At 56.1% G+C, this 15,409-nt stretch carries 11 protein-coding genes, 2 tRNA genes and 3 rRNA genes; 3 read left to right on the top strand and 13 right to left on the bottom strand.

The window, feature by feature from the left end; translation table 11 throughout:
* Nucleotides 1-22 precede the first annotated feature (22 nt).
* Nucleotides 23-574: a hypothetical protein gene (locus tag ACG2K1_RS01760; RefSeq protein WP_402838499.1), complete on the top strand. Its 552-nt coding sequence runs from the start codon at nt 23-25 to the stop codon at nt 572-574.
* Here ACG2K1_RS01760 and ACG2K1_RS01755 read toward each other — a convergent pair.
* The 11 genes from ACG2K1_RS01755 to ACG2K1_RS01705 all read right to left on the bottom strand — a co-directional run bounded on the left by ACG2K1_RS01755 (nt 513) and on the right by ACG2K1_RS01705 (nt 11,246).
* Nucleotides 513-1,580, bottom strand: a complete 1,068-nt coding sequence (locus ACG2K1_RS01755; RefSeq protein ID WP_395428376.1) for a Gfo/Idh/MocA family protein — start codon at nt 1,578-1,580, stop codon at nt 513-515. The genes ACG2K1_RS01760 and ACG2K1_RS01755 overlap by 62 nt on opposite strands.
* A gap of 12 nt (nt 1,581-1,592) precedes the next feature.
* A complete protein-coding gene (locus ACG2K1_RS01750) occupies nt 1,593-2,900 on the bottom strand; it encodes a nucleotide sugar dehydrogenase (protein WP_009425184.1) in 1,308 nt (435 codons plus the stop codon).
* A 113-nt stretch (nt 2,901-3,013) separates the two neighbouring features.
* Entirely contained in the window at nt 3,014-3,823 is an 810-nt protein-coding gene (cysE, locus tag ACG2K1_RS01745; protein ID WP_009425183.1) for a serine O-acetyltransferase, read from the bottom strand.
* Nucleotides 3,824-3,871: 48 nt separating this feature from the next.
* A complete protein-coding gene (locus ACG2K1_RS01740) occupies nt 3,872-4,678 on the bottom strand; it encodes an integrase core domain-containing protein (RefSeq protein ID WP_395429626.1) in 807 nt (268 codons plus the stop codon).
* Nucleotides 4,679-4,920: 242 nt separating this feature from the next.
* Nucleotides 4,921-5,205 (bottom strand): DUF3079 domain-containing protein, encoded by a 285-nt coding sequence (locus tag ACG2K1_RS01735; protein ID WP_062546253.1) that lies wholly within the window; start codon nt 5,203-5,205, stop codon nt 4,921-4,923.
* 80 nt (nt 5,206-5,285) lie between these two features.
* On the bottom strand, nt 5,286-5,612 hold the full coding sequence (locus ACG2K1_RS01730) for a ComEA family DNA-binding protein (RefSeq protein ID WP_395429613.1): 327 nt from the start codon (nt 5,610-5,612) through the stop codon (nt 5,286-5,288).
* A 363-nt stretch (nt 5,613-5,975) separates the two neighbouring features.
* Nucleotides 5,976-6,088, bottom strand: a 5S ribosomal RNA gene (rrf, locus tag ACG2K1_RS01725).
* A 123-nt stretch (nt 6,089-6,211) separates the two neighbouring features.
* A 23S ribosomal RNA gene (locus tag ACG2K1_RS01720) occupies nt 6,212-9,103 on the bottom strand.
* A 354-nt stretch (nt 9,104-9,457) separates the two neighbouring features.
* A tRNA-Ala gene (locus tag ACG2K1_RS01715) sits at nt 9,458-9,533 on the bottom strand.
* Nucleotides 9,534-9,569: 36 nt separating this feature from the next.
* Nucleotides 9,570-9,646 (bottom strand) — tRNA-Ile (locus ACG2K1_RS01710).
* Between the two features lie 59 nt (nt 9,647-9,705).
* Nucleotides 9,706-11,246: ribosomal RNA gene (locus ACG2K1_RS01705) — 16S ribosomal RNA — on the bottom strand.
* The 16S, 23S and 5S rRNA genes sit together here with 2 tRNA genes alongside, the layout of an rRNA operon.
* 338 nt (nt 11,247-11,584) lie before the next feature.
* On the opposite strand from ACG2K1_RS01705, the gene hemB reads away from it, so the two are divergent.
* Together hemB and ACG2K1_RS01695 are read left to right on the top strand one after the other, a co-directional pair.
* The gene (hemB, locus tag ACG2K1_RS01700) at nt 11,585-12,586 is read left to right on the top strand and encodes a porphobilinogen synthase (RefSeq protein WP_036496427.1); all 1,002 of its coding nucleotides are present in this window, start codon (nt 11,585-11,587) and stop codon (nt 12,584-12,586) included.
* A gap of 104 nt (nt 12,587-12,690) precedes the next feature.
* Complete coding sequence (locus ACG2K1_RS01695; protein ID WP_395429313.1) at nt 12,691-13,965, top strand: O-acetylhomoserine aminocarboxypropyltransferase/cysteine synthase family protein; 1,275 nt, start codon at nt 12,691-12,693, stop codon at nt 13,963-13,965.
* A 155-nt stretch (nt 13,966-14,120) separates the two neighbouring features.
* Here the strand turns inward: ACG2K1_RS01695 and rlmH are convergent, their stop codons facing one another.
* Together rlmH and rnhB are read right to left on the bottom strand one after the other, a co-directional pair.
* Nucleotides 14,121-14,591 (bottom strand): 23S rRNA (pseudouridine(1915)-N(3))-methyltransferase RlmH, encoded by a 471-nt coding sequence (gene rlmH / locus ACG2K1_RS01690; protein ID WP_395429312.1) that lies wholly within the window; start codon nt 14,589-14,591, stop codon nt 14,121-14,123.
* 103 nt (nt 14,592-14,694) lie between these two features.
* Nucleotides 14,695-15,276, bottom strand: coding sequence for a ribonuclease HII (gene rnhB / locus ACG2K1_RS01685; RefSeq protein WP_395429317.1), 582 nt, complete (start codon nt 15,274-15,276; stop codon nt 14,695-14,697).
* Nucleotides 15,277-15,409 lie beyond the last annotated feature (133 nt).

The raw sequence follows: 15,409 nt of genomic DNA, 5'->3' as shown, positions 1-15,409 counted from the left end.
CCGCAGGTGCCCGCACGTTTCGGTGTTTCTGAAAGGGTTGAGGCCGTCTGAAACGGGGAGGCCGTCTGAAACGGGGAGGCCGTCTGAAACGGGGAGGCCGTCTGAAACGGGGAGGCCGTCTGAAACGGGGAGGCCTGAAACGGGGAGGCCGTCTGAAACGGGGAGGCCGTCTGAAACGGGGAGGCCGTCTGAAACGGGGAGGCCGTCTGAAACGGGGAGGCCGTCTGAAACGGGGAGGCCGTCTGAAACGGGGAGGCCGTCTGAAACGGGGAGGCCGTCTGAAACGGGGAGGCCGTCTGAAACGGGGAGGCCGTCTGAAACGGGGAGGCCGTCTGAAACGGGGAGGCCGTCTGAAACGGGGAGGCCGTCTGAAACGGGGAGGCCGTCTGAAACGGGGAGGCCGTCTGAAACGGGGAGGCCGTCTGAAACGGGGAGGCCGTCTGAAACGGGGAGGCCGTCTGAAAAAACCTGCTTCGCAGGTTTTTTCAGACGGCCTCTTTTATGTGCTGCGTTCAGTAAACCAGCGGCAGGGAGACGGTTTGGTTGTCGCGGGCAGAGCGGTAGGCGGCGATGAGCAGCTCCAGCGATTTGAGGCCTTCGCGCCCGTCGGTAATCGGTTTGGCTTGGCCGCGCATCACATCGATGACGTTTTTGTAGTAGAGCGGGTGGCCGAAGCCGTAAACCGAGGTGGTTTCGTAGTTGGCAGCTTTGATTTGTCCGTCGTAGTCGCGGCTGTCGGCGAAATTCCATTCTTGGATTTCGTTGACGGCCATGCCGCCGATGCGTACCGTGCCGGTTTCGCCCAGGATGGTAATCGAGCCTTCGAGGTTTTTCGGGTAGGTGCACATGGTGACGGCCATCGAGCCGAGTGCGCCGTTGCGCCAGCGGATGTTCATTACGCCGGTGTCTTCGGCTTCGATGTCGCGGTGGGTGGAAATCATGGCCTGTACGTCTTCAACAGGGCCGATGAGCCATTCCGTCAAATCGACGTAGTGGCTGGCCTGGTTCATAAATGCGCCGCCGTCAAATTCCCATGTGCCGCGCCAGCCGCCCCCTTGGTCGTAATACGACTGCGGGCGCGTCCAGAATACGTTGAGGTGCACCATGCAGATTTTGCCGAAGCGTTTTTCTTCGACGGCGCGTTTCAACAGTTGCAGGGTGGCGTTGAGGCGGTTTTGTTTGACGACAAAGAGGCGTTTGCCCGCTTTGTCGGCGGCCTGCACCATGCGTTCGCCGTCGGCAAGGCGGGTGGCCATCGGTTTTTCGGTTACAACGTGGAAACCGGATTCGAGCGCGTCCACCGCCTGCTGCGGATGCAGGCCGGAGGGAGTGGTGAGTACGATGATGTCGGCGTCGGTTTCGGCGAGCATCTGCGCGTAGTCGGCATAGCCTTTCGCGCCGGTGCGCTCTACGGCCGTCTGAAGGGCGGCGGGGTCGGTGTCGCATACGGCCACGACTTCGCAGTCGTCTTTCAGGGCTTCAAACGAGCCGAAGTGGTTGTTGGAGATGCGGCCGCAGCCCACAAGGGCGAATTTGATTTTGCGGCCGGTGATGGTTTCGTAGCGTACGGGTTCAAACATTTCAGACGGCCTTTATGCTTTGACGATGTTGGCGTGGCGGCCTTGGTATTTGCCGCGTGTGTCGATGATGAGCTTGGCGTGCTGTTTGAGCAGGCCGTAGTCGAATTTGTCGTGGTCGGTGGTGAGCACGACGCAGTCGTAGGACGCGATGCTCTCGGCGGTCAGCGGTACGCTTTTGAGGTCGAACGAGTGTTCGCGCATCACGGGGAATTCGGGGACGTGCGGGTCGGAGTAGGAAATGTCCGCGCCCAAGTCGCGCAAGAGTTCCATCACTTCTACCGACGGGCTTTCGCGCATATCGTCCACGTTTTTCTTGTAGGCGATACCCAAGACCAGCACTTTGCTGCCTTTGATGGCGCGTTGGCGGTCGTTGAGCGCGAGTACGGTTTTGTTCACCACATATTCGGGCATGTGCGAGTTTACTTCGCCGGCCAGCTCGATGAAGCGGGTGTTCACGCCGTATTCGCGGGCTTTCCAAGTGAGGTAGAAGGGGTCGATGGGGATGCAGTGGCCGCCTAAGCCGGGGCCGGGATAGTAGGCGACGAAGCCGAAGGGTTTGGTGGCGGCGGCATTGATGACTTCGTGGATGTCGATGTCCATTTTGTCGGCCACGATTTTCATCTCGTTAACCAAACCGATGTTGACGGCGCGGTGGATGTTTTCCAGAAGTTTGGTGAGTTCGGCCGCTTTGGTGGAGCTGACGGGCACGACTTTGTCGATGGCCGGTTGGTAAAGCGCGAGGCCGACTTCCAAGCAGGCGGGGGTGTGGCCGCCGATGACTTTGGGGATGGTGCGGGTTTCAAAATCGGGGTTGCCCGGGTCTTCGCGTTCGGGCGAGTACACGAGGAACACGTTTTCGCCGACTTTCAGGCCTCCTTCTTCCACGCGCGGCAGCAGCTCTTCTTCGGTCGTGCCGGGGTAGGTGGTGGATTCGAGCGACAATACTTGTCCGGCGCGCAGATAGGGTTTGACCGCGTCGGTGGTGTCGATAACGAAGCTCATGTCCGGTTCGCGGTATTTGTTGAGCGGGGTGGGTACGCACAAAATCACGGCTTCGACTTCGCCGATGCGGGAGAAGTCGGTGGTGGCGGAGAAGAGGCCGTCTGAAACGGCGGCGGCGATTTTGGCGGCTGGGATGTGTTCGATATAACTTCGGCCGCTGTTGAGTTTGCCGACTTTGGCAGGGTCGATGTCGAAGCCGAGGACGCGGAAACCCGCTTCGGCGTAGCGCAGCGCCAGCGGCAGGCCGACGTAGCCCAGGCCGACGATGCCGATGATGGCGGTTTTGCCGCGGAATTTTTCGATGGTGCTGTGTTTCATGGATGGAAACCGTCTTTTCAGACGGCCTGTTTGTGTTGAGAACGGAAAGCGGCGGATTGTACTCCAAATACAATCCGCCGAGTTTGCAGGCCGTCTGAAAAAACGGCGGGGCGTCAGATATAAAAGTCCTGATGGTCTTCTTCAAAGAAGTTTTGGTTCATTTCGGCCGAAGGTTTGACTTTGCTTTTGTTCCCGACGGTTTTCGCGGGCACGCCGACCACGGTGGTGAACGGCGGCACGTCGGCCACCACGACGCTGCCCGCGCCGATTTTGGCGCATTCGTTAACGCGGATGTTGCCGAGCACGGAGGCGTTCGCGCCTATCATCACGCCGTCGCCGATTTTCGGATGGCGGTCGCCCCCCTCTTTGCCCGAGCCGCCGAGGGTAACGCCGTGCAGGATGGAAATGTCGTTGCCCAGCACGGCGGTTTCGCCAATCACGACGCCCGTGCCGTGGTCGATCATGATGCCGCGCCCGAATTTGGCGGCAGGATGGATATCGACGCCGAACACTTCGGATGCGCGGTTTTGCAGAAAATAGGCCAACGTTTTGCGGCCTTCGCGCCACAGGCAGTGGTTGATACGGTGTGCCTGAATGGCGTGGAAACCTTTGAAATAAAGCAGCGGCAGGCAGTATTGGTCGCAGGCGGGGTCGCGTTCGTAATACGCGACGATGTCCGCGCCGGCCGCTGCGGCAATTTCGGGATCGGTTTCCAAGGCATGGAGGTACAGCTCGTAAAGAATCCGCATATCCATGGTGGGGCTGGCGAGTTTGCTCGACAGATGGAAGGCCAGCACACGTTCCAAGCTGTCGTGCCGCAGCACGGTCATGTGCAGGAAACTGGCCAGCATGGGCTCTTCCGCCGCCGCCTGCGCGGCTTCTTCGCGTATGGTTTGCCAAAGGTTGAAGGTGATGTGTTCCATTTTCAGACGGCCTCTGTTGTACTTATGTGTTAGAAAAGTTCGCGTTATTTACACCACAGGTTGAGAAAAATAAGCCTGCAGCACTTCAAAGGGCGTATCCCATTTCAGGCTGCTGTGGGGCTTGACGGTATTGTAGAAATTCACAAAACGGCACAGCTCTTTTTGCCGATGCTCAGGGCTGTCAAACTGCTGTTTGTCGTGCCACATTTCCATAATCGTCCGTATCACCCTTTCGGCTTTGCCGTTAGTCTGCGGACGGGCAGGACGGGTAAACTTCCGATTGATGCCGTTTTCAAAACAGGCAATGCCGAACGGGTGGCTGGCCGCACCTTTGTACTCGCTGCCGTTGTCCGAATAGATGCAGTCAATTTGGTACGGACAGGGTTTGATTACCTGTTCGCAGAGAAACCTGGCTGCGCTCCTGGCAGTCTTGTCCGGCAGGATGGCGGCGTACAGCTCGCGGGAGAAATCGTCAATGGCAACAAACAGGTAATCGCGCTTATCGGTGGCTTTTTGTCCTTTTAGCAGCGGCAGCCGTTTGGTATCGACGTGCACCATTTCGCCGGGATAGGACTTGTTGTAGCGTTTGGCCTGCTTTTTGAATTTCTCTTGGATGGCGCGTTCCACTTTGGCCAAGCGGCGTATTCCGTAATACGCTTGTTTGAAGCGGTTGTTGGTGCTGTTTTGCGGCACGAGCAATTTAACCCGTGCGGCTTTGAGGATGCGGTAGATAGTGGGCCGGCTGACCATGTAGCGGCGGGCAAGTGAGATAACGCTTTCTTTTTCCTGCGTGTAAGCCGTCCAAATGGCTTGGCGGTGGTGCGGGGTAAGGCGGGTGTTTTTGTGTATGTTCATAACAGTATTGTCCTTGGAATACTGTAAACAACGCTAGGATTTTCTACAACTTATGTGAGCCAAAATGAAAAGATACCAGGCAGCAATGCCATAGATTTTTGTATTGGCTCACAATTAGTTAAAAATTGCGGCGGATTGTATCCAAAGAGCGGATGGCATGCGGCAAAATTCCGCGTTTTGGCAAGCGAAACAAAACGGCGGCTGCCAAACGGACGCCGCCTGTTTTTCCACCAAAAAACGCCCTACCCCGCCTGTTCCACAGCCAATCTGATATGCGGTTTCGTCCCTTCTTTTGTCTGCTCCTTCTGCAACGCTTCCGACAGCAGCCCCAAATCCGCGAGTTGCTCCTGAGTCAGCAGATTGCTCCAATCGCCCTTTTTATACCACTCTTCTCCGTCCAATTCGCACGGATGCTGGATACGCTCGCAACCGTTTCCGCACTGCAAATCGTCTGCCGAACAATACTTGTCACATCCCCAGCATATACGCTCGGGGCGCTTGGGATGAATGGGAAATTTTTTGGCCATTTGAACCTCCTGCAAAAAAACAGGCGGATGATACGCCTGTTTTTCGAGCACTCCCAATCAAATTTTCTTTTTCAGCCTGTCTACTTTTTGGCGGCGGGAGCGGGCGGTACGTTTTTGGCGGCAGGTGCGGCGGGTTTGGCTGCTTTGGCATTGGGTGAGGAACCGACGGTAGCCTCATCCTTGAGCTTGCCGAAGATACCCTCGCCGATGCCTTTGACCTTTTTCAAATCCTCAACCGATTTGAAATCACCGTTTTCCTTACGGTAGTCGGCAATGGCCTGGGCTTTGGCCGGGCCGATGCCCGGCAGGGCTTTCAGCTCCTCCACCGTTGCCGTATTGATATTAACCGCAGCGGCGGCCAGAGCCGCCAGCGCATAGGCTGCCAATCCGAACAGGATTTTCTTCATCATAATTTTCCTTTCTGACACATAAGCGGCACACCATTCCGGTTTCTTTTTGCACACAACCGAAATAATGTTCCGGCACACACACCGGACGGGCCGGCACAATCAAGAACGGATATCATAATTAAAAACTGCCGAATCGGCAAGCATTTTCCCGGAGCAACATTCTGTTTTATCCGACAGAAGAAGCTTAAGATAAAGATAGCAGCAGACCGAAACCTACACCATGATGCATACCCGGCCCGAATGACGCATACCCGGGATAAAGCCTCAAACCCCTACTACGGCACAAACAAACAGGCACGAATTCTTACTCCGGCATGAACAAACAAAAACCCCCGCTTTTTGCGGGGGTTCGGAATAAGTGTCTGGCAGTGACCTACTTTCACATGGGAATCCACACTATCATCGGCGCTGAGTCGTTTCACGATCCTGTTCGGGATGGGAAGGCGTGGGACCAACTCGCTATGGCCGCCAGACGTAAACTGTCAAATCGGTAAAGCCGGACGGTTACAAACCGTCGTCAAATCAACTGTGATGAAAGTATCGGAACAAGTCCGATGTAAGCATTATCTTAAAGGTTTTAAAGTCCTTCAAATGATAGAGTCAAGCCTCACGAGCAATTAGTATGGGTTAGCTGCACGCGTTACCGCGCTTCCACACCCCACCTATCAACGTCCTGGTCTCGAACGACTCTTTAGTGCGGTTAAACCGCAAGGGAAGTCTCATCTTCAGGCGAGTTTCGCGCTTAGATGCTTTCAGCGCTTATCTCTTCCGAACTTAGCTACCCGGCGATGCCACTGGCGTGACAACCGGTACACCAGAGGTTCGTCCACTCCGGTCCTCTCGTACTAGGAGCAGCCCCCGTCAAACTTCCAACGCCCACTGCAGATAGGGACCAAACTGTCTCACGACGTTTTAAACCCAGCTCACGTACCACTTTAAATGGCGAACAGCCATACCCTTGGGACCGACTACAGCCCCAGGATGTGATGAGCCGACATCGAGGTGCCAAACTCCGCCGTCGATATGAACTCTTGGGCGGAATCAGCCTGTTATCCCCGGAGTACCTTTTATCCGTTGAGCGATGGCCCTTCCATACAGAACCACCGGATCACTATGTCCTGCTTTCGCACCTGCTCGACTTGTCGGTCTCGCAGTTAAGCTACCTTTTGCCATTGCACTATCAGTCCGATTTCCGACCGGACCTAGGTAACCTTCGAACTCCTCCGTTACTCTTTGGGAGGAGACCGCCCCAGTCAAACTGCCTACCATGCACGGTCCCCGACCCGGATCACGGGTCTGGGTTAGAACCTCAAAGACACCAGGGTGGTATTTCAAGGACGGCTCCACAGAGACTGGCGTCTCTGCTTCTAAGCCTCCCACCTATCCTACACAAGTGACTTCAAAGTCCAATGCAAAGCTACAGTAAAGGTTCACGGGGTCTTTCCGTCTAGCAGCGGGTAGATTGCATCTTCACAACCACTTCAACTTCGCTGAGTCTCGGGAGGAGACAGTGTGGCCATCGTTACGCCATTCGTGCGGGTCGGAACTTACCCGACAAGGAATTTCGCTACCTTAGGACCGTTATAGTTACGGCCGCCGTTTACTGGGGCTTCGATCCGATGCTCTCACATCTTCAATTAACCTTCCAGCACCGGGCAGGCGTCACACCCTATACGTCCACTTTCGTGTTTGCAGAGTGCTGTGTTTTTAATAAACAGTCGCAGCCACCGATTCTCTGCGACCCTCCTATGCCTACAGAGCAAGTCTTTCACATTAGAGGGCATACCTTCTCCCGAAGTTACGGTATCAATTTGCCGAGTTCCTTCTCCCGAGTTCTCTCAAGCGCCTTAGAATTCTCATCCTGCCCACCTGTGTCGGTTTGCGGTACGGTTCTGATCCAACTGAAGCTTAGTGGCTTTTCCTGGAAGCGTGGTATCGGTTACTTCGTGTCCGTAGACACTCGTCGTCACTTCTCGGTGTTATGAAGACCCGGATTTGCCTAAGTCTTCCACCTACCGGCTTAAACAAACTATTCCAACAGTTTGCTAACCTAACCTTCTCCGTCCCCACATCGCATTGAATCAAAGTACGGGAATATTAACCCGTTTCCCATCGACTACGCATTTCTGCCTCGCCTTAGGGGCCGACTCACCCTACGCCGATGAACGTTGCGTAGGAAACCTTGGGCTTTCGGCGAGCGGGCTTTTCACCCGCTTTATCGCTACTCATGTCAACATTCGCACTTCTGATACCTCCAGCATCCCTTACGAGACACCTTCGCAGGCCTACAGAACGCTCCCCTACCATGCACTAAAAGTACATCCGCAGCTTCGGTTACAGATTTGAGCCCCGTTACATCTTCCGCGCAGGACGACTCGACCAGTGAGCTATTACGCTTTCTTTAAATGATGGCTGCTTCTAAGCCAACATCCTGGCTGTCTGTGCCTTCCCACTTCGTTTACCACTTAATCTGTCATTTGGGACCTTAGCTGGCGGTCTGGGTTGTTTCCCTCTTGACACCGGACGTTAGCACCCGATGTCTGTCTCCCGAGGAACCACTTGATGGTATTCTTAGTTTGCCATGGGTTGGTAAGTCGCAATGACCCCCTAGCCATAACAGTGCTTTACCCCCATCAGTGTCTAGCTCGAGGCACTACCTAAATAGTTTTCGGGGAGAACCAGCTATCTCCGAGTTTGTTTAGCCTTTCACCCCTATCCACAGCTCATCCCCGCATTTTGCAACATGCGTGGGTTCGGTCCTCCAGTACCTGTTACGGCACCTTCAACCTGGCCATGGATAGATCACTCGGTTTCGGGTCTACACCCAGCAACTCAATCGCCCTATTAAGACTCGGTTTCCCTGCGCCTCCCCTATCCGGTTAAGCTCGCTACTGAATGTAAGTCGTTGACCCATTATACAAAAGGTACGCAGTCACGGAATAAATCCGCTCCCACTGTTTGTATGCATCAGGTTTCAGGTTCTATTTCACTCCCCTCCCGGGGTTCTTTTCGCCTTTCCCTCACGGTACTGGTTCACTATCGGTCGATGATGAGTATTTAGCCTTGGAGGATGGTCCCCCCATCTTCAGACAGGATTTCTCGTGTCCCGCCCTACTTGTCGTATACCTAGTACCACCGCCGGAATTTCGAATACGGGGCTATCACCCACTATGGCAGAAGTTTCCAATTCTTTCTTCTATCCCGACGGCTATCGTATACAGGCTCCTCCGCGTTCGCTCGCCACTACTTGCGGAATCTCGGTTGATTTCTTTTCCTCCGGGTACTTAGATGGTTCAGTTCTCCGGGTTCGCTTCTCTTGTCCTATGTATTCAGACAAGGATACCGCACTGAATGCGGTGGGTTTCCCCATTCGGACATCACCGGATCAAAGCTTTATTGCCAGCTCCCCGATGCTTTTCGCAGGCTTACACGTCCTTCGTCGCCTATCATCGCCAAGGCATCCACCTGATGCACTTATTCACTTGACTCTATCATTTGAAGCACCTTTCTGACTTTGGAGTTTCGCCGTTGACTAGCTACGTTCCTTAAGGCCTTTACTTTGATAAAGCTTACTGCTTGTTGTGTCTTAACCCTGCCTTTTGTGTTTCAGGGTTAAGTCGATACAATCATCACCCAAATTTCTGTATTCGGTTTGTCTGTTATTTAAAACTACCTGCTTTCAGACGGCCTTCCGGCTGTTTCATGCAGACACAAACCTTACTTCGTTTGTTTGTTGATTTCGGCTTTCCAATTTGTTAAAGATCTATGCGTTCGATTTTGTCTACTTCGCAAATCAAAACGGGCTGCGCATTATAGCAACCCTTTTTGATTTGTAAAGTATGTGGTGGAGGCAAACGGGATCGAACCGATGACCCCCTGCTTGCAAAGCAGGTGCTCTACCAACTGAGCTATGCCCCCGTCTTGCTGCATCGGATTTTGTCCGTACGGTTTTTTTGGTGGGTCTGGTAGGACTTGAACCTACGACCCCACGCTTATCAAGCGTGTGCTCTAACCACCTGAGCTACAAACCCTTTGTAACGCTCTTTCGATTACCGATAAGTGTGAATGCACAAGCCTCTTTTTTCTCTAGAAAGGAGGTGATCCAGCCGCAGGTTCCCCTACGGCTACCTTGTTACGACTTCACCCCAGTCATGAAGCATACCGTGGCAAGCGGCCTCCTTGCGGTTAGCCTACCTGCTTCTGGTATCCCCCACTCCCATGGTGTGACGGGCGGTGTGTACAAGACCCGGGAACGTATTCACCGCAGTATGCTGACCTGCGATTACTAGCGATTCCGACTTCATGCACTCGAGTTGCAGAGTGCAATCCGGACTACGATCGGTTTTCTGGGATTGGCTCCGCCTCGCGGCTTGGCTACCCTCTGTACCGACCATTGTATGACGTGTGAAGCCCTGGTCATAAGGGCCATGAGGACTTGACGTCATCCCCACCTTCCTCCGGTTTGTCACCGGCAGTCTCATTAGAGTGCCCAACTTAATGATGGCAACTAATGACAAGGGTTGCGCTCGTTGCGGGACTTAACCCAACATCTCACGACACGAGCTGACGACAGCCATGCAGCACCTGTGTTACGGCTCCCGAAGGCACTCCTCCGTCTCTGGAGGATTCCGTACATGTCAAGACCAGGTAAGGTTCTTCGCGTTGCATCGAATTAATCCACATCATCCACCGCTTGTGCGGGTCCCCGTCAATTCCTTTGAGTTTTAATCTTGCGACCGTACTCCCCAGGCGGTCGATTTCACGCGTTAGCTACGCTACTAAGCAGTCAAGCTGCCCAACAGCTAATCGACATCGTTTAGGGCGTGGACTACCAGGGTATCTAATCCTGTTTGCTACCCACGCTTTCGGGCATGAACGTCAGTGTTATCCCAGGGGGCTGCCTTCGCCATCGGTATTCCTCCACATCTCTACGCATTTCACTGCTACACGTGGAATTCTACCCCCCTCTGACACACTCTAGCCTGCCAGTTCAGAACGCAGTTCCCGGGTTGAGCCCGGGGATTTCACATCCTGCTTAACAAACCGTCTGCGCCCGCTTTACGCCCAGTAATTCCGATTAACGCTCGCACCCTACGTATTACCGCGGCTGCTGGCACGTAGTTAGCCGGTGCTTATTCTTCAGGTACCGTCATCAGCTCCTGGTATTATCAAAAGCCTTTTCTTCCCTGACAAAAGTCCTTTACAACCCGAAGGCCTTCTTCAGACACGCGGCATGGCTGGATCAGGCTTGCGCCCATTGTCCAAAATTCCCCACTGCTGCCTCCCGTAGGAGTCTGGGCCGTGTCTCAGTCCCAGTGTGGCGGATCATCCTCTCAGACCCGCTACTGATCGTCGCCTTGGTAGGCCTTTACCCCACCAACCAGCTAATCAGATATTGGCCGCTCGAATAACGCGAGGTCCGAAGATCCCCCGCTTTCCCCCTCAGGACGTATGCGGTATTAGCCAATCTTTCGATTGGTTATCCCCCATTACTCGGTACGTTCCAATACATTACTCACCCGTTCGCCACTCGCCACCCAAGAAGCAAGCTTCTCTGTGCTGCCGTCCGACTTGCATGTGTAAAGCATGCCGCCAGCGTTCAATCTGAGCCAGGATCAAACTCTTATGTTCAATCTCTAACTTATAACTTCTGGTCTGCTTCAAAGAAACCGACAGTCAATGAAAACATCTTCTGTCTGTTTTTGTCGCAGTGTGAGGCTCGCGCACTCACACTTATCGGTAATCGTTTTGTTAAAGAACAGCGCCGCCGAAGCAGCGAAGATGTGAACTATACAGAACCCGGAAACCCTTTGCAAGCTTTTGTGCGGAAATATTTCGAGCGTTTCAAAAACACCAATGTTTCGTAAAGAAATTTTCTTACACCGTTCAATCAGATTCTGCCCATGCGGATTGGCGGGCGTATAATCCGCCCTTTTATTTTGACTACCGACCATACAAAAGGAAGACCGATGAATTTTCCGCCGCGTTACGTTTCCGCCACCCGCATGCGCCGCATGCGCAAAGACGACTTCTCCCGCCGCCTCATGCGCGAACACACGCTTACCGCCGACGACTTGATTTACCCTGTGTTCGTACTCGAAGGCAGCGGACAGGAAGAAAACATCCCGTCCATGCCCGGCGTGAAACGCCAAAGCCTCGACAAACTGCTTTTTACCGCCGAAGAAGCCGTCAAACTCGGCATTCCCATGCTCGCGCTGTTTCCCGTCGTTACCCGCAACAAAACCGCCGCCGCCGAAGAAGCCTACAACCCCGAAGGCCTCGTGCCCACCGTTGTCCGCGCCCTGCGCGAGCGGTTTCCCGAACTGGGCATCATGACCGACATCGCGCTCGACCCCTATACCGTGCACGGCCAAGACGGCCTCACCGATTCAGACGGCTATGTGCTTAACGACGAAACCATCGAAGTATTGGTGCGCCAAGCCCTGTGCCACGCCGACGCAGGCGCGCAGGTTGTCGCCCCGTCCGACATGATGGACGGCCGCATCCTCGCCATCCGCGAAGCCCTCGAAGACGCAGGCCACATCCACACCCGCATCATGGCTTACTCCGCCAAATACGCCTCCGCCTTTTACGGCCCGTTCCGCGATGCCGTCGGCAGCAGCGGCAACCTCGGCAAAGCCGACAAAAAAACCTACCAGATGGATCCGGCCAACAGCAACGAAGCCCTGCACGAAATCGCCCTCGACATCCAAGAGGGCGCAGACATGGTGATGGTGAAACCCGGCCTGCCGTATCTCGACATCGTGCGCCGTATCAAAGACGAGTTCGGCGTACCAACCTACGCCTACCAAGTCTCCGGCGAATACGCCATGCTGCAGGCCGCCATCCAAAACGGCTGGCTCGACGGCGACAAAGTTATCTTAGAAAGCCTGCTCGCATTCAAACGCGCCGGCGCCGACGGCATCTTGACTTACTACGCCATTGAAGCTGCCAAACAGCTCCGCCGCTGACAAAAGGCCGTCTGAAAACCCGAAACCGGGTTTTCAGACGGCCTTTTGTCTACTTTACTCATCCCTATCCATAAACCTGCTGTTTTTCCTAGAAGGAAACCGCCATGAAACGCGAAACCATCGCCCTGCACGCCGGCTACCGTTCCGACCCCTCCACCCGCGCCGCCGCCGTGCCCGTCTACCAAACCACCTCCTACACCTTCGACGATACCCAACACGGCGCCGACCTCTTCAACCTCAACGTCGCGGGCAACATCTACACCCGCATCATGAACCCCACCACCGCCGTGCTCGAAGAGCGACTCGCGCAGCTTGAAGGCGGCATCGCCGCGCTGGCGGTGGCAAGCGGCATGGCCGCCATCACCTACGCCGTGCAAACCATCGCGCAGGCGGGCGACAACATCATCGCCACCAAAACCCTCTACGGCGGCACCTACAACTACTTCGCCCACACCCTGCCGCAGCAGGGCATCAAAGTGCGCTTTGTCGATCCCGACAAACCCGAACAAATCGCCGCGCTTGCCGACGCCCGCACCCGCCTCGTTTACGCCGAATCCATCGGCAACCCCGCCATCAACGTTATCGACATCCCCGCCTTTGCCGCTGCCGCACACGCGCAGGGTCTGCCGCTGATGGTCGACAACACCGTCCCCTCGCCCGCCCTCTACCGCCCCATCGAACACGGCGCCGACATCGTCATCCAGTCGCTGACCAAATACATCGGCGGCCACGGCACCACCATCGGCGGCGCGATTATCGACAGCGGCAAATTCGCCTGGGCGGGCAACCCGCGCTTCGATGCCATCCTGAACCAGCCCGACCCCTCCTACCACGGTGTCAATTACAGCGAACACTTCGGCGCCGCCGCCTACATCGCCCGCGCCCGCGTCGTACCGCTGCGCAACACCGGCGCCGCACTCAGCCCGATGAGCGCCTTTTTACTGCTGCAAGGACTGGAAACGCTTGCCCTGCGTATGGAGCGCCATTGCGAAAACGCCCTCGCCGTCGCCCGCTACCTGCAAAACCACCCGCAAGTCGCCTGGGTCAACTACCCCGCTTTGGACAACAGCCCCTACAAAGCACTGATCGACCGCGACTACGGCGGCAAAGCCTCCGGCCTGCTCAGCTTCGGCATCAAGGGCGGACGCGAAGCAGGGGCAAAATTCATCGACGCGCTGCAACTCTTCCTGCGTCTGGTGAACATCGGCGACGCCAAATCGCTGGCCACCCATCCCGCGAGCACCACCCACCGCCAGCTATCGCCCGAAGAGCTGCAAGCCGCAGTCGTCGGCGAAGACATGGTGCGTCTGTCGGTCGGCATCGAACACATCGACGACTTGCTCGCCGATTTGGCACAGGCGCTCGCCGCCGCCAAATAAACGGGCAGCCGTAAAAAGGCCGTCTGAAACCCGATTGCGGTTTCAGACGGCCTTTTGCTTCACATTGCCACGCAGACTTGCGGCGGAACGGAAAAACGTACGGAAAAACATTCGGAGGCCGTCTGAAACCCTTTTTCAGACGGCCTCTCCGTACCCTACTCCCGATGGTAGGGATGATTGTTCAGAATCGACACTGCGCGGTAGAGCTGCTCGGTCAGCAGCACGCGCACCATGCCGTGCGGCAGCGTCAGGCTCGACAGGCGCAGCAGCAGCGCGGCGCGGCTTTTGAGCGCGTCGGTCATGCCGTCGGCGCCGCCGATCAGAAAGCAGACGTGTTCGCCGTTCTGCCGCCAGCTTTGCAGATAAGCCGCCAGTTCCACCGAGGTCGGCGCTTTGCCGCGCTCGTCCAGCGCCACAACCAGCGCCCCCGCAGGCAGCGCGTCGAGGATGCGTTTTTCCTCCGCCGCCATGCCCTGCGCCGCGTTCACGCCCGCGCCGCGCTTTTCGGGTTTGATTTCCTTCAACACATAATCCACGTCGCGGCCGAAGCGCTTGGCGTATTCGTTTACCGCTTCGTCCACCCAGCGCGGCACCTTCGTGCCGACGGCCAACACCGTAATATTCATCTTTATCCTGTCCTTTTTTCTGTTTTCAGACGGCCTCAAAGCCTGTTTGTGCCGCAGGCCGTCTGAAAAACGGGAAAACGGTTTTTCAGACGGCCTCCAATCCTTATTCGAACAGCCGCCCCTGCGCCAGTATTTCGCGCACGGGCGCGAAGTCGCGGCGGTGCTCCGCCAGCGCGCCGAAGCGTTTGAGCGCGGCAAGGTGTTCCGCCGTGCCGTAGCCCTTGTGCCGCTCAAAGCCGTATTGCGGGAAACGTTTTGCCAACGCATACATTTCCGCGTCGCGCGCCGTTTTCGCCAGCACCGAAGCGGCGGAAATCTCGATGATTTTGCTGTCGCCCTTCACCACTGCCTCGGCAGGCGCGGGAAGATCGGGCGGCACGCGGTTGCCGTCGATGAGGATTTTGTCGGGCACCAGCGCCAGTCCCGCCACCGCGCGGCGCATCGCCAGCATCGCCGCGTGCAGAATGTTCAGTTCGGCGATTTCTTCCGTGCCCGCCGAAGCCACGCTCCACGCAAGCGCCTGTTCCTTAATCCGCGCCGCCAGATCGTCGCGCTTTTTCTCGCTGAGTTTTTTCGAGTCGGCCAGCCCCGGCAAATTGTATGTTTCCGGCAACACCACAGCGGCGGCAAACACGCTGCCCGCCAGCGGCCCGCGCCCCGCCTCGTCCACTCCCGCACACACCATCCGCACCACAGCCGCCTCCCGTTTGCCAAAACGCGCAAGGATAACGCGCGGCGCGGCGCTGTCAAGGCCGTCTGAAACGGCGTTTCAGAAACGTCATTCCCGCGAAGGCGGGAACGGCCTGCAAACCCCGCAG

Source organism: Neisseria sp. 23W00296 (assembly GCF_044772855.1).
Classification (GTDB): Bacteria; Pseudomonadota; Gammaproteobacteria; order Burkholderiales; family Neisseriaceae; genus Neisseria.
This window is presented reverse-complemented; position numbering and strand designations above follow the sequence as displayed.